We start from the raw sequence: 23,419 nt of genomic DNA, 5'->3' as shown, positions 1-23,419 counted from the left end.
AATAATACTTGTATCGTAGTCTGCTTAGCATTTAGCATTAGAAGCTATGATGACTGTGAATGCAGAAAGTAACAAAAGCGAAACAGAGGTTGAAAACGCTTGGTATGAAAGGAATTGTGAATGATATGCCTATACAATGGTTTCCGGGTCATATGGCAAAAGCACGGAGAGAAGTGCAGGAGCAGTTAAAGCTCGTTGATTTTGTGATAGAACTAGTTGATGCAAGAGCCCCGTACTCCTCACAAAACCCGATGCTGCAGGAAGTTTTAGGACAAAAACCGAAGCTTGTCCTGCTGATGAAAAAAGATTTAGCTGATCCTGTAAGAACAGCTGAATGGATAGAAAGCTATCAGGACAATGGCATACAGGCTGCTGCTGTTGATGTGAATCAAAAAGGAGACATTCAGCAGGTTGTGCAGCTGGCAAAAGCAATGGGACAAGAAAAAATGGATAAGCTTAAGAAAAAAGGCATTAAACCCAGACCTGCAAGAGCAATGATTGTTGGTATTCCAAATGTAGGGAAATCTACACTGATAAATCGACTTGCTAATAAAAAAATTGCAAAGACAGGAGATCGCCCGGGGATTACCAAACAGCAATTATGGATTAAGATAAAGAAAGACTTTGAATTACTGGATACACCAGGTATTTTATGGCCGAAATTTGAAGAAGAGGTTGTAGGCTACCGGCTGGCTGCGATTGGAACAATAAAGGATCAGCTCCTGCCCCTTCAGGATATCACAGCATTTGTTATTCGCTTCTTATTTGAAGCATATCCGAATTATTTACAGGAGCGTTACGGTATCGAAGAAAGCTCTGATATGGTAGAGCTATTTGAAGGCATCGGCAGAAAAAGAGGTGCATTGGAAAGCGGCGGTCACGTAAATTTTGATAAAGTCTCTGATATTGTTCTTCAAGATCTGCGCACCGGGAAGCTGGGTAAATTTACATTAGAACAACCATAACAGAGGACGTACTAAAACGTATTTCATAGCCTGCAAGGGATTTTTTCTTTGTAGGCTATTTTCATACTTAAAAAAGATAACTTAACATGTTCAGCGAAATGACGATAATAAAAGAAAGCAGGTTCATAATGAAAAAACAATCCATCGCAGAAATTAAAGGTTTGTTAAATGAGGATAATCTGACATCTGAAGAGTGGCAAATGCTGATTGACGATGAAAGAAAAGGTGTCCAGACACTATTAAAATCCTATCATCGCAAAAAAGAACGTGAGAGACTTTTAATAAAGCAGTTTGAAGAAATGCAGCAATATGAGAATAAAGCATATATAAATGGAGCAGACAAGATTGCAGGTGTAGATGAAGTTGGAAGAGGGCCGCTTGCAGGACCTGTGGTTGCGGCAGCTGTTATCCTTCCCAAGGATTTTCGTTTAATAGGGTTAAATGATTCTAAGAAGCTGAAAGAGGATGTAAGAGAAGCGTATAGTTCATATATCAAGGCGCATGCTGTCAGCTATCATATTGCCTTTATAGATAATCAGGTGATTGATACAGTCAATATTTATGAAGCAACCAAAAAAGCAATGTATGAAGCATTAGCCGGATTAAATCCCTCTCCCGACCATGTGCTGGTAGATGCAGTCCATCTGCCGCGCTTAAATTGTTCTCAGGAAGCAATTATTAAAGGCGATGCCTCAAGCATCAGCATTGCAGCTGCCAGCGTTTTGGCAAAGGTAGCCCGTGATCAATTTATGAAGGAATTACATAAAGAATACCCTGGTTATGATTTTGATAAAAATATGGGATATGGAACCAAAGCGCATTTAGAAGGGCTGAATCAATTCGGAGTGACGCCTTATCATAGAACATCATTTGCTCCCATTAAAGAGGAAGTTCAAAAAACATTCGGGCAACGATAAAGAAAAAGAGGAGAAGTTATGAGGATTCAAGATAACACAACGGTGGGCAGCTTACTGCAATCATCCAAAGCGAGCTTACTCCATAATTTGAAGACAGGCGACGTATTACAAGGAACGGTTAAACAGCTTTATGCAAACAACAGGGCGGCCATTCAAATTCAGGGCAATCAGATTATAGCTCAGCTTGAGGCTTCACTTTCTGTTGGCGGAAGATATTTTTTTCAAGTCACATCCAATGAAGGGAAAATGCCTGAATTAAAAGTAATGACAGGAGCACAGCGAAATGGACAGCAGCTGATCAGTAGTCTTCTGGAGCAGCTCGGGATCAAAGAAAATAAATTAACTTCCCAACTGGTTCATGCTCTTGTCAGAGAACAGGTACCTATGCAGAGAAGTGATTTGATGCAGGCCATACAATATATTCGGGATAATAAACTCTCGCAGCAACAGGCACAGCCTGTTCTCATACAATTAATGAAAATGCGTATCCCTATTACTCAAGCTTCTTTTCAGGCAGTACAGGCAATACAAAACGGTAATATCAGTAACAGCTTAGCATCACTTGATCGCTCTCTTCCACCTGGACAGCAGCCGATGCTGCAAGTAATGTTAGAGCATATCCTTAGAGGATTTCCATCTGAGCAAGGTGCTGTACGTGCTGTCTTAACTGCCGATGCTCAGGCAGCAAGACCAGTATTATTTCCTTTACTTCAAAATCTCGGTTTTGTTTCCAAAGCACTGGATAAGCCAGGCTGGACGAATGTGTTACAACAATGGAATCCACCTGCACCACAAAGTCAAGGAGCGGTGACTGCACCGTTCACAAGCAGTTTTGAAGGGGTGAAGGAACAGCTTCAGGCTATTTTGAGAAATCAAAAGCAATTAATGGCAGAGGCAAAAATGCTACACGGGGCGATGCTCCAAGGAAGCAGCACTGCAGCTCTGTCTAAGACAAATTTAACTGCCGAGTTTCCACAATACTCCTTCAATAACGCAGCAATTATGCAGGAGAGTGAAAGTGCTGTCCGTCCGTTATTGGAAGCGTTAAGAGAGCCCAAAAATTATCAGGCGCTGGAGCGACTGATAAATATCTGGACTGCTTCCAATGAAAATAACGTCAATAATCCTAAAGAACTATTCCTTCATCAGCTCCAATGGGTTCTTCGTGATGCAGGATTAAATGCAGAAAGCTCCTTAAAAACAGATAATGTAAACGCCATGCAATTCAAGCACCTACTGCTGGAAATGTTGCAGAACAGTGGCCTGGCAGGAAGAGAAAATGCGCAGCAGGTTGTCCATATTTTAAACGGCATGCAATTAAATAACTTGAATGACAGCAGTTATTTTATCCAGGCTAACATCCAGATACCCAGTCAGAAGTTAGGTTTATCAAAGGACATTAATTTGCATTTTGAAGGAAAGAAAACAGCAGATGGGAGTATTGACCCTGAACACTGCCGCATTATTTTTGATTTGCAGCTGCATCGCATGAAAGAGACAATTGTTGATTTGCATGTTCAAAAAAAATCATTATTTATTACCATTTATAATGATCAGGCTACAACCCCGATGCTGGTTGACAAATTTCGACCTAATCTGCAGGAAGCATTAGAAAAAATGAACTATCAGGTATCATCGATTACCTGTAAGCCATATACAGAAGCGGATAAACAACAACATCAGATAATAAAATCTGATGCTGAAAGGGCGGTTCAAGGGAAGGTGGACTTTCGAGTATGAATGAAAAACGTAAAAAAGCAGTAGCCCTAAGCTATGAGCAAAATATGGACGATGCACCAAGAGTCATTGCATCAGGGAAAGGCTTGCTTGCTGAAGAAATCATAGAGCGGGCGGAGGAGCATAATGTACCAATTTTAGCAGACCCCTCTCTGGTAGAGGTTCTGGCAGAGTTAAATATAAACGAACAAATCCCGGAAGAGCTGTTCCAAGTGGTCTCAGAAGTATTTGCCTTTATTTATCGGGCGGATAAGCAAACTGGGAAAGAGAACAAGTGAAGAAAAGTTTTGCCGGAGCTTCTGGGCTGCTGTTTTACAATCATCATTACATTCATACTCTTAATTAGGATCAATATGAAAATAAGTAGCAGGTACGTTCAGTAACCTGAGGGAATAGCTGAAATGATGGAGGGAAAATATGGGGGATGGAACAAGCTCTTGGAAAGCACTGGAACTGGAAGGGTTCATCGCTGCGGAATACTGTTGCAGGAATTATATACGCGCAGAACTCCACCCAGCTTGTCAGCCGTAAATTTTTTTGATGAAGAACCTTTCACGAATAAAGAAATAATATTGAATTTATATTCCCTATTTCTTGTTTATTTTCTCTATTTTTAATACAATAGTATTGCATTGATTTTGATAGGAGGATGGAAGATGAACATTCATGAGTACCAAGGTAAACAAGTTTTACGAGAGTTTGGTGTAAAAGTTCCGAACGGTCATGTTGCTTATTCAGTAGACGAAGCTGTAGAAGCAGCAGAAAAGCTTGGCTCGCCTGTAACCGTTGTCAAAGCGCAAATCCATGCAGGTGGACGTGGGAAAGCCGGCGGTGTAAAGGTTGCAAAGAGCTTGGAGGAAGTTCGTACATATGCGGATGAAATTTTAGGGAAAACACTTGTAACACATCAAAACGGTCCTGACGGCACAGAAGTAAAACGTTTACTTATTGAAGAGGGCTGTGATATTCAAAAAGAATATTACGTAGGGGTAGTTCTTGATCGGGCAACATCCAGAGTAGTAATGATGGCATCTGAAGAGGGCGGTACAGAAATTGAAGAGGTAGCGGAAGCAACACCTGAAAAGATCTTTAAGGAGGTCATTGATCCGGTTGTTGGTTTAGCGCCTTATCAAGCTAGAAGACTAGCATTTAATATTAATATTCCTGAAGAATTACTTGGTAAAGCAGTTAAATTTATGACAGCACTTTATGATGCTTTTGTTGCCAAGGATTGTTCGATTGCAGAAATTAATCCGCTGGTAACAACAGGGGATAACGAAGTATTGGCATTAGATGCGAAATTAAATTTTGATGATAATGCTCTTTATCGTCATCCGGAAATAGGAGAGCTGCGGGACTTAGGTGAAGAAGATGAAAAAGAAATTCAAGCTTCCAAGTACGATTTAAGCTATGTCTCATTAGATGGGAATATCGGATGTATGGTAAATGGTGCCGGCTTAGCAATGTCTACTATGGACATTATTAAACACTATGGCGGCGATCCGGCTAACTTCCTTGATGTTGGGGGCGGTGCTACAGCTGAAAAAGTAACAGAAGCATTTAAAATCATTCTTTCAGACAAAAATGTAAAAGGAATTTTTGTGAATATTTTTGGCGGAATTATGAAGTGTGATGTCATTGCTGAAGGCGTTGTAGAAGCGACAAAACAAATTGGCCTGACGATTCCGTTAGTTGTTCGTTTAGAAGGTACAAACGTAGAGCGCGGAAAGGAAATTTTAGACAAATCAGGTCTGAATATTACTTCTGCAACTTCGATGGCAGACGGTGCAGAAAAGATTGTTGCTGCAGTAAAATAAGTAGTAACCGTGTATTGACTTACAAATAAAGGACGTACAAATAGGAAAGGGCGGACTTAGAATGAGTGTTTATATTAATAAAGATACAAAAGTAATAGTCCAAGGTATTACAGGTGGAACGGCACGTTTCCATACAAAGCAAATGTTAGAATATGGTACGAAAATTGTTGGCGGTGTTACTCCTAAAAAAGCAGGCACGGAAGTAGAGGGAGTACCTGTTTTTAATACTGTTGAAGATGCTGTAAAAGCAACTGGAGCAACTGCATCGGTTATCTATGTGCCGGCGCCTTTTGCTGCTGATGCAATCATTGAAGCAACAGATGCGGAGCTTGATTTAGTGATTTGTATTACAGAGCATATTCCAGTCATGGATATGGTTAAGGTAAAACGCTATATGGAAGGTAAGAAAACGCGCCTTGTTGGACCAAACTGCCCAGGCGTTATCACAGCAGATGAAACAAAAATCGGCATTATGCCTGGATATATTCATAAGAAAGGGCATATCGGTGTTGTTTCCCGCTCTGGTACATTAACATATGAAGCGGTTCATCAATTAACAGAAGCCGGCTATGGACAAACGACTGCAGTTGGTATCGGCGGAGACCCTGTTAATGGGACTAACTTCATTGATGTACTGGATGAATTTAACAAAGATCCTGAAACAGAAGCTGTTATCATGATTGGTGAAATCGGCGGAACTGCAGAAGAAGAGGCTGCGGAGTGGGTGAAAGCTAACATGACAAAACCAGTTGTTGGATTTATCGGTGGTGTAACAGCACCTCCTGGAAAACGCATGGGTCATGCCGGTGCGATTATCTCTGGAGGAAAAGGTACGGCCGATGAAAAAATCCGTGTCATGGAATCTTGCGGGATTAAAGTAGCTGCTACCCCTTCTGTAATGGGAGAAACAATGATTGCAGCATTAAAAGAAAATGGTTTAGAGGAAAAATGTAAAACGCACTAAGCCTAGGCTGCATCTTAAATCAGCCTGACAAATATTCTGCTTCTATCTCTAGAGATAGAAGCAGAATCATGTCTGGGCATCTCATTATAACAGAAAGGGGATTGATATATATTGAATGACCGCTTTAATCGCTTTGGCCTTATTCATCTCAGTCGATGTCGTTATGCCACACGTCCTTTTATTCGGAAATGGGTACGGATAGATCCCGAATTGAAAATGATTTATCAGATATCCTCTCATGAATTGTCACAAATTATTCGAATTCCTCAGCAAAAAGCACAAATCCTCTTGCAAGACCTTCATAATTCGCAATTGAAAAAGAAAATATTGGAAGAATCAAGAGATTTCCATATCATCACAATAGTTGACGAATATTACCCCGCTATGTTAAATACAATAAAAGACGCACCGATTGTTTTATATGGAGCAGGGAATCTAGGCCTTTTACAAAAGCAGCCAATGCTTAGTGTGATTGGTACAAGAAATCCATCCAATGAAGCTTTCGGGAAGTTAAGCTTTACGGTAACTCCTCTTATAGACGCTAAATGGGTTATTGTCAGTGGAATGGCCAGAGGGGTTGATAGTATGGCGCATCGGTTGACATTAGAGAGGAAAGGGAATACGATTGCTGTTCTGGGTAGTGGATTTCATTCGATATATCCAAAAGAGCATATTCCTTTGTATCAACAAATAGTAAGGAAAGGTCTGGTTTTGTCAGAATATCCTCCTGATCAGCCGCCTCAAAAATTTCATTTTCCTGAAAGAAATCGTATTATAAGCGGTTTGACAATGGGAACCTTAGTGATAGAAGCAATGCAAAAGAGCGGTACAATGATTACAGTAGACCAGGCTCTTGATCAAGGCAGAGACGTATTTGCTGTGCCAGGCAATCCGCTTATAAAACAGTGCACTGGTTGTAATGAAATCATTCAGGATGGTGCAAAATTAATTCAATCAGCGGAAGATATTTACACAGAATGGAATTACTATTTTCAAGATGATATTGAATTATTCAATAAATAGTGTTTGACAAAATCGTATTCTATCTATAATATTAGGAACGATTTCTATTCGTAAATTGTCAACCTCATTATGGGAGGAACGTACATGTCAGATTATCTTGTTATCGTTGAGTCGCCTGCAAAAGCGAAGACGATTGAACGGTATTTAGGAAAAAAATATACAGTAAAAGCTTCCATGGGCCATATTCGTGATTTGCCTAAAAGTCAAATGGGAGTAAATGTGGAAGAAAATTATGAACCAAAGTATATTACCATACGGGGAAAAGGGGATATACTGAAGGATTTAAGAAAATCAGCCAAAAAAGCAAAAAAAATCTATCTCGCAGCCGATCCGGATCGTGAAGGAGAAGCGATTGCATGGCATTTAGCACATGCATTAGATGTTGATGAACAGTCAAAATGCCGTGTTGTTTTTAATGAGATTACGAAGGATGCTATTAAAGAGTCGTTTAGGCACCCTCGTCCAATAGACTTAGACCTGGTAGGTGCCCAGCAGGCCCGGCGTATCCTGGATCGATTAGTAGGCTATAATATCAGCCCGATATTATGGAAGAAAGTAAAAAAAGGCTTGAGTGCAGGGCGTGTGCAGTCTGTTGCATTAAAAATGATTATTGATAGAGAAAAAGAAATTGAGAATTTTAAGCCTGAAGAATACTGGTCTATCGATGCCATATTTGCAAAAGGAGAGGAAAGATTTGAAGGTTCCTTTTACGGTATTGACGGTAAAAAAACCAAGCTTCAGACAAACGATGATGTAGAAGAGGTTAAGAAGAAATTAGATGGAAAAGAATTCACTATTCAAAGTGTGAAGAAAAGAGAAAGAAAAAGGAATCCTGCTTTTCCATTTACGACTTCATCTCTTCAACAGGAAGCGGCAAGAAAGCTTAATTTCCGGGCCAAGAAAACGATGATGATTGCCCAGCAATTATATGAAGGAATAGACTTAGGCCGTTCTTCTGGCGGCATTACAGGTCTGATCACATATATGCGTACAGATTCCACAAGAATCTCAGATGGAGCCAAGGAAGAAGTAAAAGAATATATCAAAAAGAACTATGGAGAAAATTATCTTGGTGAACAAGGTCCAGCTAAAAATAAAAGTGGTGCCCAAGATGCCCATGAGGCTATTCGCCCAACCTCCACTCTGCGTGATCCCAAAGAATTAAAAAATATTTTATCTAGAGACCAGCTGCGCCTATATAAGCTTATCTGGGAGCGCTTTGTTGCCAGCCAAATGGCTCCGGCTGTCATGGATACAATGACCGTGCAGCTGCTGAATAATGGTGTAGAGTTTCGTGCAACTGGTTCCAAAATTAAATTCAAGGGTTTTATGAAAGTGTACGTGGAAGGCAATGATGATAATAAGAAGCTGGAAGATAAAATATTGCCGGATCTGGAAGAAGGCATGAAGGTGGAAGCAGCAGAAGTCAAGCCAAATCAGCATTTCACACAGCCGCCCCCACGTTATACAGATGCGAGGCTGGTTAAAACTATGGAAGAACTGGGGATTGGCCGTCCATCAACATATGCGCCGACTTTAGATACGATTCAGCGCAGAGGCTACGTATCAATGGATAACAAACGATTTGTACCAACAGAGCTGGGTACGATCGTCTGTGAGCTTGTCAAAGAGTTTTTCCCGGAAATCATTGATGCGGAATTTACTGCGAAAATGGAAACAGACTTAGATTCCATTGAAGAAGGGAAAACAGTCTGGATTCAAATTATTGATGAATTCTACCAGGACTTCAGTAAGCGACTTGAAAAAGCAGAAGCTGAAATGGAAAAGGTAGAAATACGTGATGAACCTGCAGGAATAGACTGTGAAGAATGCGGTCATGAAATGGTATATAAAATGGGGCGGTATGGCAAGTTTTTAGCGTGTTCTAATTTTCCTGATTGCCGAAATACCAAGCCAATTTTGAAGAAAATAGGTGTCACTTGTCCGAAATGCCATAAAGGTGATGTGGTAGAAAGAAAATCAAAGAAAAAGCGGACATTCTATGGCTGCGATCAGTTTCCGGAATGTGATTTTGTTTCATGGGATAAGCCCATTGCCAGAACCTGTCCAAAATGTGAATCCATGCTTGTTGAAAAGAAAAGTAAAAAAGAAACACAAGTTCAATGCTCCAATTGTGAGTATAAGGAAGTTGCACAAAAATAGCCGGTCATCTGATCGGCTATTTTTGTATTTAAAATCGTATAAAGAACCTTAAAGTTGACTAAAATTATAATTGTTATTATAATCTCTATTTGGTAAGGTATTTCCCTTTACAGAGCATGTCCAATGATAGTGCTCCTAATGATTGAAACACGCCGCTACAGCCCTTTTTAACATCTTGACAATAGAAAAGAAAAAAGAAGGCCGGCGCTTATATACACTCTGACATCCTGCCAATGATTTTTGCATAGGTAAATATCTAATTTGGATGATTTAATTCTTATTCAAGAACAGCCATGTCCAGCTCCAAGCGTCAAATTTTAGAGATTTCATGACATTAAAGAGGATTTAGGATTGGCAAGCCGGCATGCCTAGGCAGAGCTAAAGTCGCACTTATGCCTATGGGGAAAGTCAACATCGGCTCTAGATGAAGCAAGGTTGACTAAGCCCCCGCTAAGGCCTGACGTCGACATATCCCTAGAGGGGCAAGTTTCCTTTATCTCTTAAATGAAAGAAAGTTCGGCCAAGGTAAACTACCCCACAGCTCGGGGCGTAATCTCTACGTTTTTAAACGGGCGCTTTACGCTTTTGGTTCCTTCATTGAATTTTCTTAAACACAAGCACCTTTCTGAATTTTATTACAATTTCGTTAAATTCATTGCATTCTTATATGGAGTATGCTATGCTTTATCCGTTATACGATGAAGAGGTGACTTCTTTGTGAATTTAAAACCATATATGGATAACTTTATAGAATATTTACAAATTGAAAAAAATGCCTCGCCGTATACGGTTCAATACTATCGGGCTGATTTAGAAACATTCGAAGCTTTTATGCAAAGAGAAGATGTAAATGATTTAAAGGACGTAAGCTACCGGGAAGTTCGGGTATTCCTTACAGAATTATATAATGATGCATTAAGCAGAAGGTCTGTTTCCAGAAAAATATCTTCATTGAGGAGTTTTTACCGTTTTTTAGAACGGGAGAAAATTGTGGTGGAAAATCCGTTTACGCAGCTGACCCTGCCGAAAGCAGAAAAGCATGTCCCTGGGTTTTTATATGAAGAAGAGCTGGAGAAGCTTTTTTGTGTAAGTGATGTGACGTTGGATTTAGGACAGCGCGACCAAGCGTTGCTGGAGGTTCTGTATGGAACCGGGATTCGTGTCAGTGAATGTCAGCAATTGCAGATAAAGGATATTGATTTTTCAATAGGAACCATTTTTGTAAAAGGAAAAGGACGAAAAGAGCGTTATGTCCCTTTCGGCAGCTTTGCAGAAGCGGCTTTGGAAAAGTATTTGCTCAATGGAAGAATAAATTTACTGAATAAATCAAATAACATGACAGAGTATGTATTTTTAAATGCAAGAGGGAAGCCGATAACCACAAGAGGCATTCGTACTGTATTAAATAAAATAGTTGAAAAAGCTTCTGTAAATATACAAGTGCACCCTCATAAGCTCAGACATACTTTTGCAACGCATATGTTGAATGAGGGAGCCGATTTAAGATCTGTACAGGAACTGCTGGGACATGAAAGCTTATCCTCTACACAAATATACACGCATGTTTCTAAAGAGCATCTAAAGAAGGCTTATATGAAAAGTCATCCGCGCGCAAATGATAAAAATTAGGTGAGGTGGATCTATGGACTCTCAAATGCATGCTACAACTATATTTGCAGTACAGCATAACGGGAAATGTGCAATGAGTGGTGATGGGCAAGTCACATTAGGCAATGCTGTTATTATGAAGCACAAAGCAAAAAAGGTAAGAACGCTATACAATGGAAAAGTTCTGGCTGGTTTTGCCGGTTCTGTAGCAGATGCTTTCACGTTATTTGAGAAATTCGAAGGCAAGCTAATGGCGTTTAATGGCAATCTGACAAGAGCTGCTGTTGAATTGGCACAAGAATGGCGTTCTGATAAAGTTCTCAGAAGACTGGAAGCTATGCTGATAGTAATGAATAAGGAGAATATGTACCTTGTTTCCGGCACAGGTGAAGTCATTGAACCGGATGATGGTATCCTTGCAATAGGTTCTGGAGGCAATTATGCATTAAGTGCCGGCAGAGCATTGCTTCAAAAAGCACCTGAGCTGCCTGCTGCTGAAATTGCGCGAACAGCATTAGAAGTTGCAGGAGATATTTGCGTGTTTACCAATGATCAGATTACGTTAGAAGTACTGGAATAAGTTTTTGCTTTTAATGAAATCTTGATAAAGGAGGAAGCTTTTAATGACGGTGGACTTAACGCCAAAGCAAATAGTGAATCAGCTGGATCAATATATTATCGGACAGAAGCAAGCGAAAAAATCGGTGGCTGTAGCACTAAGAAATCGCTATAGACGCATGCAGCTGGAGGAAGATTTTCAAGATGAGGTTGTGCCCAAAAACATATTAATGATTGGTCCGACAGGTGTAGGTAAGACGGAAATAGCAAGACGGCTTGCGAAGCTGGTCGGTGCACCATTTATTAAAGTAGAGGCTACAAAATTCACGGAAGTCGGTTATGTCGGCAGAGATGTTGAATCCATGGTTCGTGATTTAGTTGAAAAGGCTGTTCGGATGGTGAAGGAAGAAAAGATGGAAGATGTCATGGGCTTGGCTGAACAAGAGGCGAATCAAAAACTTGTAAAGCTGCTTGTCCCGCAAACAAAATCTAAAAATTCTGTGAAGAATCCATTTGAAATGCTGTTTCAAGCTTCCGATCCGGATGAAGATCAAGAAGATGACGCTTCTAATCAGGAATCAGAAATTAAATCAAAGAGAAAGCGAATTGCCCATCAGTTAGCTTTAGGTGAGCTGGAAGATCATTATGTTTCTATTGAAATAGAAGAAATTCCACCTTCTATGTTTGATATGCTGCAAGGTTCGGGAATGGAACAAATGGGGATGAATATGCAAGATGCATTTGGTCAATTTATGCCCAAGAAGAAAAAGAAACGTAAATTAACAGTTTCGGAGGCAAGAAAAGTGTTAACCCGGCAAGAGGCACAAAAGCTTGTTGACATGGATGAGGTCACCCAGGAAGCGATTAAGCGCTCTGAACGAACAGGTATTATTTTTATAGATGAGATTGATAAAGTAGCAGGAAAGCAGGAAGGTTCTGCGAATGTCTCCAGAGAAGGTGTGCAAAGAGATATTCTGCCGATTGTAGAGGGATCAACAATTGTTACTAAGCATGGAGCATTAAAGACAGATCATATCCTGTTTATCGCTGCGGGAGCTTTTCATATGTCAAAGCCCTCTGATTTGATTCCGGAGCTGCAGGGAAGATTCCCAATCCGTGTTGAGTTAGAGAAGCTGACGATCAATGAATTTAAGCAAATTTTAACAGAGCCTTCTAATGCTTTGCTAAAGCAATATAAGCTTATGCTAGAAACAGAAGGTATAAAACTTAAATTTACGGACGAAGCTATAGAAAGACTTGCGCAAATTGCCTATGATGTCAATCAGAACACAGATAACATTGGAGCACGCAGGCTGCATACTATCTTAGAAAAATTATTAGAAGACCTATCCTATGAAGCTCCTGATATTTCAATGGCTGAAGTTGAAATTACAGGTGCCTATGTTGATGATAAGCTTTCAGTAATTGCTAAAAACAAGGATCTAAGTCAATTTATACTATAATTTAAATTTTTGAATGGAGGAATATCAAATGGATTTATTAACGAGAGCAAGAAAAATTAATGCAATGTTACAAACAGCAACAGGAAAGTCGGTAAACTTTAACGAAATGTCAGCGTCACTGCGTGATGTGATTCGCGGGAATGTGTACATTGTCAGCCGGCGCGGTAAGTTATTAGGTGTTGCGGTGAATCAAGAGGTTGAAAATGATCGTATGAAATCAATGCTTGAGGAGAAACAATTTCCTGCAGAGTATACAGAAGGATTACAGGAAATTCGTGAGACTACGGCAAACCTTGATATTGACAACAAACATACGGTGTTCCCGGTTGAAAATAAAGAGTTATTTAAAAATGGTTATACGACAATCGTTCCAATTATCGGCGGAGGAGAACGCTTAGGAACATTAATCATTGGCCGTGTGAACGAAACATTCAATGATGATGATTTACTGTTAGCTGAATATGGTGCTACGGTTGTGGGAATGGAAATTCTTCATGAGAAAACAGAAGAAATCGAAATGGAAGCACGAAGCAAAGCTGTTGTACAGATGGCGATCAGCTCTTTATCTTACAGTGAGCTGGAAGCAATCGATCATATCTTTGAAGAGTTAAATGGAAAAGAAGGCTTGTTAGTGGCAAGTAAAATCGCTGATCGTGTAGGAATTACACGCTCTGTTATCGTTAACGCATTGCGTAAGCTGGAAAGTGCAGGAGTTATTGAATCCCGTTCACTTGGTATGAAAGGAACGTATATTAAAGTACTGAACGATAAATTTTTGGTAGAATTAGAAAAAATCCGTACACGCTAATAAGTGTAAAAAGGCTGTGAGGGTAGGTCCTCCACAGCTTTTTTTCTTTTTATACAGGTAAAGGATGAAATTTTAGAAAGAAATATGTCAAAAATCATAAAAATTTTAATAGAACAAGTCTAAAAAAAGAAGGTAAATGCATTAACGGAGGATGTCAAAAAGATGATTAAATTGGAGCTTCTCTAATTAGTTAGAAAAAACTGAAATCGATATAGTAAATTATATTTAACATTATTTTAAAATGAGTATATTGAATTCCTTGTCTAGAAAGGGTAGAATGAAAAAGAGGTCTAAATACCTGGGTTGTGTTGGTTTATAGAGATGAAAACTTATAAAAGCCACCCTTATCGAGATATTAAATAAACAATTTGTCAGTAAAATTCAATAAAAAACAAAAAATCGAGTCTTTTAACCTAGTCCTGAAGATCTGTTTTTAAATTTGACAAGAATTATGTAGAAATTGCGTAGACTTTGTCTGCGACTTAATTTAAAATTAATTCGTACAACCAATGTCATTTATGGGTGTTGTGATAAAAAAAGAGGTGTAAATGAGAAAATGAACCTATTTAGTGGAACGATTAGTCATTTAGAAAATTCTATACAGTATGCTTCTGCAAAAAATAATGTTATTTCAAATAATATTTCAAATGCTGACACACCGAATTATAAAGCTGAAAAAGTAAATTTTAGATCTGCTTTGGAAAATGAGATGGATGGTCTTCAGGCGAGAACAACAAATGAACGTCACTTGAACTTCGGATCTGCGGGAGATAGACCTTACCGGATAGTAAAAGATACATCAACTACATATAATCACAATGGTAATAATGTCGATATTGATAAAGAAATGTCAGAGCTTGCTAAAAATCAAATCTATTATAATAGTCTTATTGATCGTATGAATGGAAAATTTAGCAGTCTGCAATCTGTTATTCGGGGAGGAAATTAAAATTGTCTATTTTTCAATCAATGAATGTTAGTGCAAGCGGTCTGACATCACAAAGGCTGCGTATGGATTTGGTGTCTTCCAATTTGGCAAATGCGCAATCAACCCGCGCTACACAAAATGCTGACGGAGAATTCGAAGCCTATCGCCGAAAAATGGCTGTATTTGGCACAGGACAGCCTTCATTTAAGCAAATGTTAAAGTATGCAGAAGGGAATAATGTATCTGGCGGTGGTGTGAGGGCAACAAGAATTATAGAAGACCAGACACCATTTGAGCTGGTATACAACCCGGAACATCCTGATGCAAACGAGGAAGGCTATGTAGAAATGCCTAATGTTGATCCATTAAAAGAAATGGTTGATTTAATGAGCGCTTCCCGTTCGTATGAAGCAAATGTAACAGCTTTTAATGCGAGCAAGGGCATGCTTATGAAAACATTAGAAATTGGAAAATAAAAAGATAAAGGTGGCAGAACGGAATGAATACAATTGGAACCTATCTCCCTCCGGTAAACCAAGTTGATGAGGGACAATCTTCGCGTTTAACTCCAAGTCAGGCACAGAATAATTTCTCTTCATTGTTACAAAACGCTATAGAGGATTTAAATCATATTCAGTTAGAATCAGATCAGAAAACAGAAGGACTGGCAAACGGCAGTATAGAAAACCTTCACGATGTAATGATTACAGCTCAGAAAGCAAGTATTACATTGGAAACAGGTGTGCAGGTACAGCGTAAAGTAATTGATGCGTATAATGAAATTATGCGGATGCAGGTGTAAGGACATTTAGCAGATAGGCAGAACATAGATATTAGTTTTGAACTTAGTGAGGGTAGTGTATATGAACGAGAAATTACAAAAATGGAGAGAATCTGCTGTTACTTTTTGGCAGTCCAGATCCAAGGGGCAGAAAGGAACGATAATTGGCAGTGCAGCTTTAGCCGTTATGATAATTGCCGCGGTGATTTACTTTAGCTCAAGTACAAATAATGTTCCTTTGTATAATAATTTATCCTTGCAGGAAGCCGGTCAAATTACAACGGAATTAGATGCGAGATCTGTTCCCTATGAGCTTGAAAATGGCGGAACCTCCATTCTGGTTCCTGAAGGACAGGTTGATTCGTTATTATTGGAATTCGCTTCGATGGGGCTTCCAAGCAGCGGGAGTATTGATTATTCTTTTTTTAGCGAAAATGCTTCCTGGGGTATTACCGAGAATGAATTCAGCGTTATGAAATTAGATGCGATGCAAACAGAGCTTGGAAATTTGATTTCGGGAATTGAGGGCATTCACGATGCAAATGTCATGATAAATATGCCGGAACAGCCTGTGTTTGCTGATGAACAAGCAGGTGAAGCAAGTGTTGCCATCATGTTACATACGCAGCCGGGATATCAATTTGAAGGGAATCAGGTAGAAGGCCTCTATCATCTTGTCTCGAAGGCGATTCCTAATTTAGATCCTGAAGATATTATTATTATGAACCAGTACTTTGAATATTATGATCGGGATACGCAATTTGCCGGAGGTCAGGATACATATTCGAATCAGCAATCTATTAAAAGAGATGTAGAGAGAGACATACAACGCAGATTACAGCAAATGCTCGGAACGATGGTAGGAAATGAAAATATTGTCGTTTCCGTTACTGCAGATATTGATTTTTCCCAAGAAAACCGTACAGAGGATTTAGTAGAGCCTGTCGATTTAGAAGCAATGGAAGGTATACCGGTTAGCCTGGAGACGATTCAGGAATCTTATACAGGTCAGGGAGATCCGGACGGTGTTGTGGGCGCAGGAGAAGAAGATATTGCTAACTTTCCTGCCGGCGAAGGGGATAATGGGGAATATGAATTAGATAGAGAAACCATTAATTATGAGTTTAATCGTATTCGTCGTGAGATTGTAGAAAGCCCCTATCAGGTCAGAGACCTTGGTATACAAGTAGCAGTAAATAGCGCAAGACAGGGTGCAGATGGAGAAATAGAATTTTTAAACCAGCAGGAACAGACAGATGTTGAAGAAGGTATTGAATCGATCCTGAATTCTATCATAGAAACATCGGTTGATGGTGAGCTGCAGGATGAAGAAACGGCGGCAAATACATCCATTGTTTTTCAAGAATTCAGCACTTCTGCAGGTGGGCAGGAAGAGCCGGCAGGAGCAGGAATTCCTTTATGGGTTTATATTGCTGGCGGGGTATTATTAATTGCGGTAATTGTTTTAATCGTTATGCTCCGAAGAAACCGTACAGAGGAAGAGTGGATGGAAGAAGAGGTGCAGGAAGAAGCGGTATCCGTTACGGCACATGAAGAGCCGATTATTCCTGAGCTTTCTGCGGAAGAATCAGAGGAAATGGTCAGAAGAAAGCAGCTTGAGAAAATTGCAAGTGATAAACCGGAAGAGTTTGCAAAATTATTACGCAGCTGGATAAATGAAGATTAGGAGGTTTTATTTATGGCAAGAAAAAATACACTGACAGGAAGACAAAAAGCAGCCATTCTTTTAATCTCATTAGGCCCGGATGTATCAGCGCAAGTGTATAAGTATTTATCAGAAGAAGAAATTGAAAAGCTGAGCTTGGATATTTCTTCTGTTAAAAAAGTAGATTCAGCACTAAAAGAAGAAGTATTGGACCAATTTCACCAGATTGCGGTTGCACAAGATTATATCTCCCAAGGTGGGATAGGATATGCCAAAACGGTCTTAGAAAAAGCATTTGGGAAGGAAGAGGCATCCAGTATTATTAACCGGTTAACCTCTTCCTTACAGGTAAGACCATTTGATTTTGCAAGAAAGGCAGATCCACAACAGGTTTTGAATTATATTCAGGGAGAGCATCCACAAACGATTGCACTTATTCTTTCTTATCTGGATGCAGAACAGAGCGGCCAAATACTTTCTGCTTTGTCCAAAGATATACAGGCTGATGTAGCCCGCAGAATTGCTACAATGGATTCAACCTCACCGGAGATTATCAGTCAAATAGAGCAGGTGCTTGAAAAAAATATATCTTCTTCTATGACAGAAGATTATACACAAACAGGCGGTATACAAACGGTGGTAGAAGTATTGAATGGTGTCGATCGTTCCACGGAGAGAACCATTTTAGAAGCTTTAGAGTCTAAGGATCCTGATCTGGCAGAAGAAATTAAGAAAAGAATGTTTGTATTTGAAGATATTGTTACATTGGATAATCGTGCTATTCAGCGTGTGATAAGAGAAGTTGACAATGATGACCTGCGACTGTCTCTCAAAGTAGCGAGCGACGAAGTGAAAGAGATTGTATTCCAAAACATGTCCGAACGAATGGTAACAACCTTTAAAGAAGAAATGGAATTTATGGGACCAGTACGATTAGCAGATGTAGAAGAAGCACAAACAAGAATTGTCAATGTCATACGCGGACTGGAAGAAAAAGGTGAAATCGTTGTGGCACGTGGCGGGGGAGACGATATTATTGTCTAATTTAAAGAAACAAATATCGATTAAGCCAATTGAATCTATCATTCCTCCGGCAATTACATCTGCGGAGGATGCAACAGAAGTACATCAGCAATTAACGGAGACAATTTCCCTGCAAAAGCAAGAGCTGGCTTCCATAGAAGAACAGCAAAAAAAACGGATAGAGGAATCTGATCATCAGATAGAAGAAGCACGAAACAGGTGGGAAACAGAAAAGCAGGAATTAATAAAGCAAGCCCGGCAGCAGGGATTTCAACAGGGGTATGAGGATGGAAAGCAAGAAGCTTACACGCAGTTTGAACACAAACTACAGGAAGCAAATCATATCGTTGATATAGCGAAAGAGGATTACCATCAGGCACTGGAAAAACAAGCGGAAAGTATTGTGGAGATATCCATGGCAGTAGCAAATAAAGTTTTGCATCATGAGCTGAAGGGGCAGCCGGATTATATCAGGTCCTTGATAAAAGAAGCACTTGATGAAGTCAGATATCAACCGGTGATTGTCATTGTTATCCACCCGGATTATTATGAGGAAGTTCATTCTTATCAGGGAGAACTGCAGCGTTTAGTCGGGGATGAAACGAAGCTTTCTATTCATGCTGATACGAGCCTTCAACCAACAGATTGTATGATCCAGTATCCACATGGTCAGATAGAAACAAGTGTGAACACACAGCTGGAAAAAATCCGGGAAGCATTAATAGATTATGTGATGGAGGATGTGCAATGAACACAGAAGCGTTGATTGCAGTCATTGAAAAAACAGTTCCATACAAACGGTTTGGAAAAGTGATTCGTGTTGTAGGCTTGATGATTGAGTCGGAAGGTCCGGCTGCAAATATCGGTGAGGTTTGTTACATTCATACAAGCTCTGATAAGGGTGATTCTATCTTAGCGGAAGTTGTCGGGTTTCAGAATGAAAAAATAATTTTAATGCCTTATCGGGAAGTGAATGAAGTCGGGTCAGGCTGTTTGGTAGAAGCAACAGGAAACCCATTAAAAGTAAAGGTTGGCCGGAGTTTAATAGGCAAAGTGCTGGACCCTTTAGGAAAACCGCTTTTAAACACTGTATCTCTCCCTAAGGGCTTAACAGGTTATCAGACAGAGCGAAAGCCGCCTAATCCGCTTGCCCGTCCGACAATCAGGGAGCCGTTACAGGTTGGTGTTCGGGCGATTGATGGCTTTTTGTCAATGGGAATCGGGCAGCGTGTAGGTTTATTTGCAGGAAGTGGTGTCGGTAAAAGTACATTGCTGGGAATGATTGCAAGGAACAGTAATGCCGATGTGAATGTTATTGCTCTCATTGGAGAGCGGGGCAGAGAGGTTAGGGAATTTATTGAGCATGATTTAGGAGAAGAAGGGCTGAAAAAGTCCATAATTGTTGCAGCTACCTCTGATCAGCCTGCACTGATGCGGATTCGTGGAGCTTACACAGCGACTGCGATCAGTGAATATTTCAGGGAGCAGGGCTTAAATGTGAACCTAATGATGGATTCTGTTACACGTGTGGCAATGGCACAAAGGGAAATTGGGCTGGCTGTTGGAGAACCGCCAACGACAAAAGGATATACGCCAAGTGTGTTCTCCATATTACCAAAGCTTTTAGAGCGGGCCGGGACAGATGAAAATGGTTCGATAACAGGTTTTTATACCGTGCTTGTTGACGGTGATGATATGAATGAGCCGATTGCTGATGCGGTAAGAGGTATATTAGATGGTCATATTGTTTTGGACCGTAAAATTGCAGAGAGGGGGCAGTACCCCGCAATCAATATTCTCAAGTCCATTAGCAGAGTGATGAATGTTATTGCAACAGATGAGCACCAGCAGATTGCTGCAAGATTGAGGGCGCTTCTTTCGACATACGAAGAAAATAACGAGTTAATCTCGATCGGTGCATATAAAAAAGGAGCAAGTTCCGAAATTGACTTGGCTGTTGCATCATATCCACATATTGTTTCTTTTTTAAAGCAAGGGGTCTACGAGCAGGTAAGTCTTGCAGAAACCATACAGATGATGAAAAACCTGGTTGAATAAAGGAGTTGGTTTATTAAATGGCTAAGATATCCGGTTTAACGAAAATAAGGGATATGCATGATAATGAGAGACAAGTAGCGCAAAAGGCTTACGCAGAATCGCAGGAAACGTTCGAGAGGATTGCAAAAGAGCTTTATAATTTATTGAAGAAAAAGGAAATAGCAGAAAATTCCTTTGAAAATGCCATTCAAGCGTCTACGTCGATTGAGAGAATAAAAGAGCAGTCTGCTTATATTGAAAAATTGACAAACCAAATTCAAACCGTACAGGTTTTAGTGCAAAGAGCGAGAAATGATATGAATTCGAAGCAAACAAAATTATCTGAAGCTTACATGGAGTTTAAAAAATATGACAGGATCATTGATTTAAAAAGAGAAAAAGCACAAGCAGTCATAAGAAAACAGGAAGCTGATTTTATGGATGAGATGTCCATGCAGCAATATATGAGACAAAATCAAAGGTGAAAATGATGAAAAATAAAAAACAAAATGGAACGGAAGTTAAAAAATCTTCAGGCGGTATCTTTTTAAAGCTGTTTTTAATAGCTATGCCACTTTTCATCCTGGCTGTTATTGGTGTTTTTGTTTTACATATTGCTGGATTTAATACATTGGATTGGTTGAAGGAACAAGGGAAATCCCTCCCTGTTGTTGGAGAAATGTTGATGGATGATGAGGAGATAGGTACTGCAAATGACTTGCGGGCTTTGCAAAATCAATTGGAAAGCAGAAATGACATCATTGATAATAAAGATGAACAGATTCAAGAGCTGGAGGAAACAATTGCTGATTTAGAGAGTCAGATTAACAGCTTGCAGGATGAATTAGATGAAATGGAAAACGTTGATGAAGCAGAAGGCAGCAGTGAACAGCAGGAAGAGCAGTCACAAACAGAAGCAGGGGCGGTTTCTGAAAAAAGCTCGATGACAAGAACGTTAGAAAGTATGAAAAGTAAGGAAGCTGCAGCTATTCTGGAAAATCTGGAAGATGATTTAGCTATAACGATTTTAGAAGAAATGTCAACAGGTGATCGCGGTGATATTTTACAGCAGATGAACGTTGAGGCAGCGACAACCTATACACAAATGTTAATGGAGTAATTCCCGGAAAGGAATTTTACACATAAAAAATACTTTGAAAGGAGGTGGAAAAATGAACACGATCATGTTAAATATAGCTGATCTTATCTTTCCTCAGCAGACGGATGCACAAATAAAAACAAAGCAAGGTACAAGCTTTGGAGATTTGTTATTACAGAAAAAGAACCCCTTGCCTGAACTTCATAATCAAACAGAACAGTCGCGGCAGCTTACAGATACATATGAAAATCTGGAAGAATTACTGCCGGATGAAGTACTTGCTATTTTGAAGGATAATCCTGTTTTGCAGGAAGAAATGGCTGCCTTAGTCATGCAAAGCCTCTCTGCTCAGCAGAAAGTTTCGGCCGGAGAAAAGGATGAGCAGCAGAAGGTCATGCTAGAGAACCTGTTTAGTCAGCGTCTATCCTCGCTGGACCAGCTGGAGCTGGCGGCGGAAATGAAAGCAAATCTACAAGCGGCCATAGATGTTTATAACCAAATAGTAAAGCTATTACAAGGTATTGAAAAAGCAGCAGACATAGATAAGACAGCCGGGATGTTAACGAATTTATTACAGTCCTGGAATCAGTTTTTCGAGGAAAATCCGGAGATGGATAAACAGGAAGTGCTGGATGATATTTATCAGCAAATACAAAAAACAGATTCATCCATGTTTGGTCAGGCAATAAACCAAATTGCATATCAGCTGCTGGATGCAAATCTGTTAGAAGGCCAAACGAATGACGTTACAGGCTTTAAAGCATTAGAAATAAACAAGGTTTTGCTGAATTTAAATCAGTTAATGCGAAGAGCTGATTCTGCTGCTGTAGAGCAAATAGTAAATCAGATAACCGATCTATTGGCAGAGGGCGATTTAATAGATAAAAAATTGTTGAATGATATACGAGGGGATTGGAGTCGGGCTGATGGGCAAGCAAGTACTAGGTTACAACAATTCATACACGCCATTCAACAGCACATGCAAAAAGCGGATGCTGCCGTTGTTGAACAGGCAGTAAAACAATTGCAGGGGCTATATTTATCTACGGAAGCAAAACTGCAGTCGCAGCAAGCATCTACACTAGATACAGAAGGATTACAGCGGGCGGAAGCTAGGGTAGCATCCTGGCTGCAATCCATTTTTAAAGAAGTATCCTCAGGGGTTATGAAGCAGAATAGTGATGTCAATGCAGCTGGTCAAGCAGAAAAAAATCATTCAGCAAAGCAAGTGTCCGAAGTTACTGCACGCATCGAGCCTAAATTGGCAGCATGGCTGCAAACTTCTTTTCAAGGTGCATCACCTGCAGTATTTAAGCAAGACAATCTCCCTCTCTCCAGAGTAGAGCAATTTATTGTTCATATGGGAGAAACGGATGCTTCAAAGACTTTATCAGGTAAAGAGCTGATTGATAAAATTGAAACAATTGTTCAAAATCAACGTCTGCAAAACTTTGTACGGGGGCAAAACCCAATATTGATTCATTTAAGGCCTGATAATTTAGGAGATATGACGATTCGTTTTGTTCAGGCAAATGGAGAGCTGACAGTTCAGATGCTTGTTTCTTCTAAAGCCGTGAAGGAAGTATTGGAATCTAATCTGCATCAGCTGCGGAATGTGTTTTCACCGCATCAGGTAACGATTGAAAGACAAGATAATTTGACTGTCTCCCAAACAGATGCATCGAAAAGCTCGAAAGAAAATCAAAATGAGCAGCAGCAAACGGAGCAGCAAGGGACATCTGCTGATTCAAATGAACAGGAGCAATCCGCTGAAGCGGAGTCATTTGAATCGTTTATGGAGAAATTACTTTCTCAAAATATAGAGGAACAAATTTAATCAGGGATGAAGCTGCGTAAAAAGC

The 23,419-nt window shown here is 39.8% G+C and carries 22 protein-coding genes; all 22 read left to right on the top strand.

Annotated features, from left to right (window positions below; all coding sequences use genetic code 11):
- The first annotated feature begins 125 nt into the window (after positions 1 to 125).
- The 22 genes from ylqF (at position 126) to FLK20_RS09860 (ending at position 23,394) form a co-directional block, all read left to right on the top strand.
- Positions 126 to 965 (top strand): ribosome biogenesis GTPase YlqF, encoded by an 840-nt coding sequence (ylqF, locus tag FLK20_RS09965; protein WP_152656523.1) that lies wholly within the window; start codon positions 126 to 128, stop codon positions 963 to 965.
- A 128-nt stretch (positions 966 to 1,093) separates the two neighbouring features.
- Positions 1,094 to 1,882, top strand: a complete 789-nt coding sequence (locus tag FLK20_RS09960) for a ribonuclease HII (protein ID WP_152656410.1) — start codon at positions 1,094 to 1,096, stop codon at positions 1,880 to 1,882.
- An 18-nt stretch (positions 1,883 to 1,900) separates the two neighbouring features.
- Entirely contained in the window at positions 1,901 to 3,622 is a 1,722-nt protein-coding gene (locus FLK20_RS09955; protein WP_152656409.1) for a hypothetical protein, read from the top strand.
- Positions 3,619 to 3,897 carry an EscU/YscU/HrcU family type III secretion system export apparatus switch protein gene (locus FLK20_RS09950; protein ID WP_152656408.1) on the top strand — a complete coding sequence of 93 codons (279 nt, stop codon included), beginning with the start codon at positions 3,619 to 3,621 and terminating at the stop codon, positions 3,895 to 3,897. The genes FLK20_RS09955 and FLK20_RS09950 overlap by 4 nt, the downstream gene beginning before the upstream one ends.
- Positions 3,898 to 4,275: 378 nt before the next feature.
- Positions 4,276 to 5,436 (top strand): ADP-forming succinate--CoA ligase subunit beta, encoded by a 1,161-nt coding sequence (sucC, locus tag FLK20_RS09945; protein ID WP_152656407.1) that lies wholly within the window; start codon positions 4,276 to 4,278, stop codon positions 5,434 to 5,436.
- A 61-nt stretch (positions 5,437 to 5,497) separates the two neighbouring features.
- Positions 5,498 to 6,400: a succinate--CoA ligase subunit alpha gene (gene sucD / locus FLK20_RS09940; protein ID WP_152656406.1), complete on the top strand. Its 903-nt coding sequence runs from the start codon at positions 5,498 to 5,500 to the stop codon at positions 6,398 to 6,400.
- Positions 6,401 to 6,511: 111 nt separating this feature from the next.
- Positions 6,512 to 7,423 carry a DNA-processing protein DprA gene (gene dprA / locus FLK20_RS09935; protein ID WP_227994960.1) on the top strand — a complete coding sequence of 304 codons (912 nt, stop codon included), beginning with the start codon at positions 6,512 to 6,514 and terminating at the stop codon, positions 7,421 to 7,423.
- 84 nt (positions 7,424 to 7,507) lie between these two features.
- Positions 7,508 to 9,586 (top strand): type I DNA topoisomerase, encoded by a 2,079-nt coding sequence (gene topA / locus FLK20_RS09930; RefSeq protein ID WP_152656405.1) that lies wholly within the window; start codon positions 7,508 to 7,510, stop codon positions 9,584 to 9,586.
- Positions 9,587 to 10,321: 735 nt separating this feature from the next.
- Positions 10,322 to 11,215 carry a tyrosine recombinase XerC gene (xerC, locus tag FLK20_RS09925; protein WP_152656521.1) on the top strand — a complete coding sequence of 298 codons (894 nt, stop codon included), beginning with the start codon at positions 10,322 to 10,324 and terminating at the stop codon, positions 11,213 to 11,215.
- 13 nt (positions 11,216 to 11,228) lie between these two features.
- Complete coding sequence (gene hslV / locus FLK20_RS09920) at positions 11,229 to 11,774, top strand: ATP-dependent protease subunit HslV (RefSeq protein WP_152656404.1); 546 nt, start codon at positions 11,229 to 11,231, stop codon at positions 11,772 to 11,774.
- Positions 11,775 to 11,817: 43 nt separating this feature from the next.
- On the top strand, positions 11,818 to 13,215 hold the full coding sequence (gene hslU / locus FLK20_RS09915; RefSeq protein WP_152656403.1) for an ATP-dependent protease ATPase subunit HslU: 1,398 nt from the start codon (positions 11,818 to 11,820) through the stop codon (positions 13,213 to 13,215).
- A 28-nt stretch (positions 13,216 to 13,243) separates the two neighbouring features.
- Positions 13,244 to 14,023 (top strand): GTP-sensing pleiotropic transcriptional regulator CodY, encoded by a 780-nt coding sequence (codY, locus tag FLK20_RS09910; protein WP_152656402.1) that lies wholly within the window; start codon positions 13,244 to 13,246, stop codon positions 14,021 to 14,023.
- Positions 14,024 to 14,579: 556 nt separating this feature from the next.
- Positions 14,580 to 14,972 (top strand): flagellar basal body rod protein FlgB, encoded by a 393-nt coding sequence (gene flgB, locus FLK20_RS09905; protein ID WP_152656401.1) that lies wholly within the window; start codon positions 14,580 to 14,582, stop codon positions 14,970 to 14,972.
- Between the two features lie 2 nt (positions 14,973 to 14,974).
- Positions 14,975 to 15,427 carry a flagellar basal body rod protein FlgC gene (gene flgC, locus FLK20_RS09900; RefSeq protein WP_152656400.1) on the top strand — a complete coding sequence of 151 codons (453 nt, stop codon included), beginning with the start codon at positions 14,975 to 14,977 and terminating at the stop codon, positions 15,425 to 15,427.
- Between the two features lie 23 nt (positions 15,428 to 15,450).
- Positions 15,451 to 15,753: a flagellar hook-basal body complex protein FliE gene (fliE, locus tag FLK20_RS09895; protein ID WP_152656399.1), complete on the top strand. Its 303-nt coding sequence runs from the start codon at positions 15,451 to 15,453 to the stop codon at positions 15,751 to 15,753.
- A 61-nt stretch (positions 15,754 to 15,814) separates the two neighbouring features.
- Entirely contained in the window at positions 15,815 to 17,419 is a 1,605-nt protein-coding gene (fliF, locus tag FLK20_RS09890) for a flagellar basal-body MS-ring/collar protein FliF (protein ID WP_152656398.1), read from the top strand.
- 12 nt (positions 17,420 to 17,431) lie between these two features.
- The gene (fliG, locus tag FLK20_RS09885; RefSeq protein ID WP_152656397.1) at positions 17,432 to 18,442 is read left to right on the top strand and encodes a flagellar motor switch protein FliG; all 1,011 of its coding nucleotides are present in this window, start codon (positions 17,432 to 17,434) and stop codon (positions 18,440 to 18,442) included.
- Entirely contained in the window at positions 18,435 to 19,172 is a 738-nt protein-coding gene (fliH, locus tag FLK20_RS09880; RefSeq protein ID WP_194165595.1) for a flagellar assembly protein FliH, read from the top strand. The genes fliG and fliH overlap by 8 nt, the downstream gene beginning before the upstream one ends.
- Positions 19,169 to 20,479 (top strand): flagellar protein export ATPase FliI, encoded by a 1,311-nt coding sequence (gene fliI, locus FLK20_RS09875; RefSeq protein ID WP_152656395.1) that lies wholly within the window; start codon positions 19,169 to 19,171, stop codon positions 20,477 to 20,479. The genes fliH and fliI overlap by 4 nt, the downstream gene beginning before the upstream one ends.
- Positions 20,480 to 20,496: 17 nt before the next feature.
- Positions 20,497 to 20,943, top strand: a complete 447-nt coding sequence (gene fliJ, locus FLK20_RS09870; protein ID WP_152656394.1) for a flagellar export protein FliJ — start codon at positions 20,497 to 20,499, stop codon at positions 20,941 to 20,943.
- Between the two features lie 5 nt (positions 20,944 to 20,948).
- Positions 20,949 to 21,578: a MotE family protein gene (locus tag FLK20_RS09865; RefSeq protein ID WP_194165594.1), complete on the top strand. Its 630-nt coding sequence runs from the start codon at positions 20,949 to 20,951 to the stop codon at positions 21,576 to 21,578.
- Positions 21,579 to 21,630: 52 nt separating this feature from the next.
- Positions 21,631 to 23,394 carry a flagellar hook-length control protein FliK gene (locus FLK20_RS09860; protein WP_152656392.1) on the top strand — a complete coding sequence of 588 codons (1,764 nt, stop codon included), beginning with the start codon at positions 21,631 to 21,633 and terminating at the stop codon, positions 23,392 to 23,394.
- Positions 23,395 to 23,419 lie beyond the last annotated feature (25 nt).

The sequence above is a fragment of the Oceanobacillus sp. CFH 90083 genome (assembly GCF_009389585.1).
GTDB lineage: Bacteria > Bacillota > Bacilli > Bacillales > Amphibacillaceae > Oceanobacillus.
The sequence above is the reverse complement of the archived record's forward strand: the minus strand, read 5'-3'. Positions and strand labels throughout refer to the sequence as shown.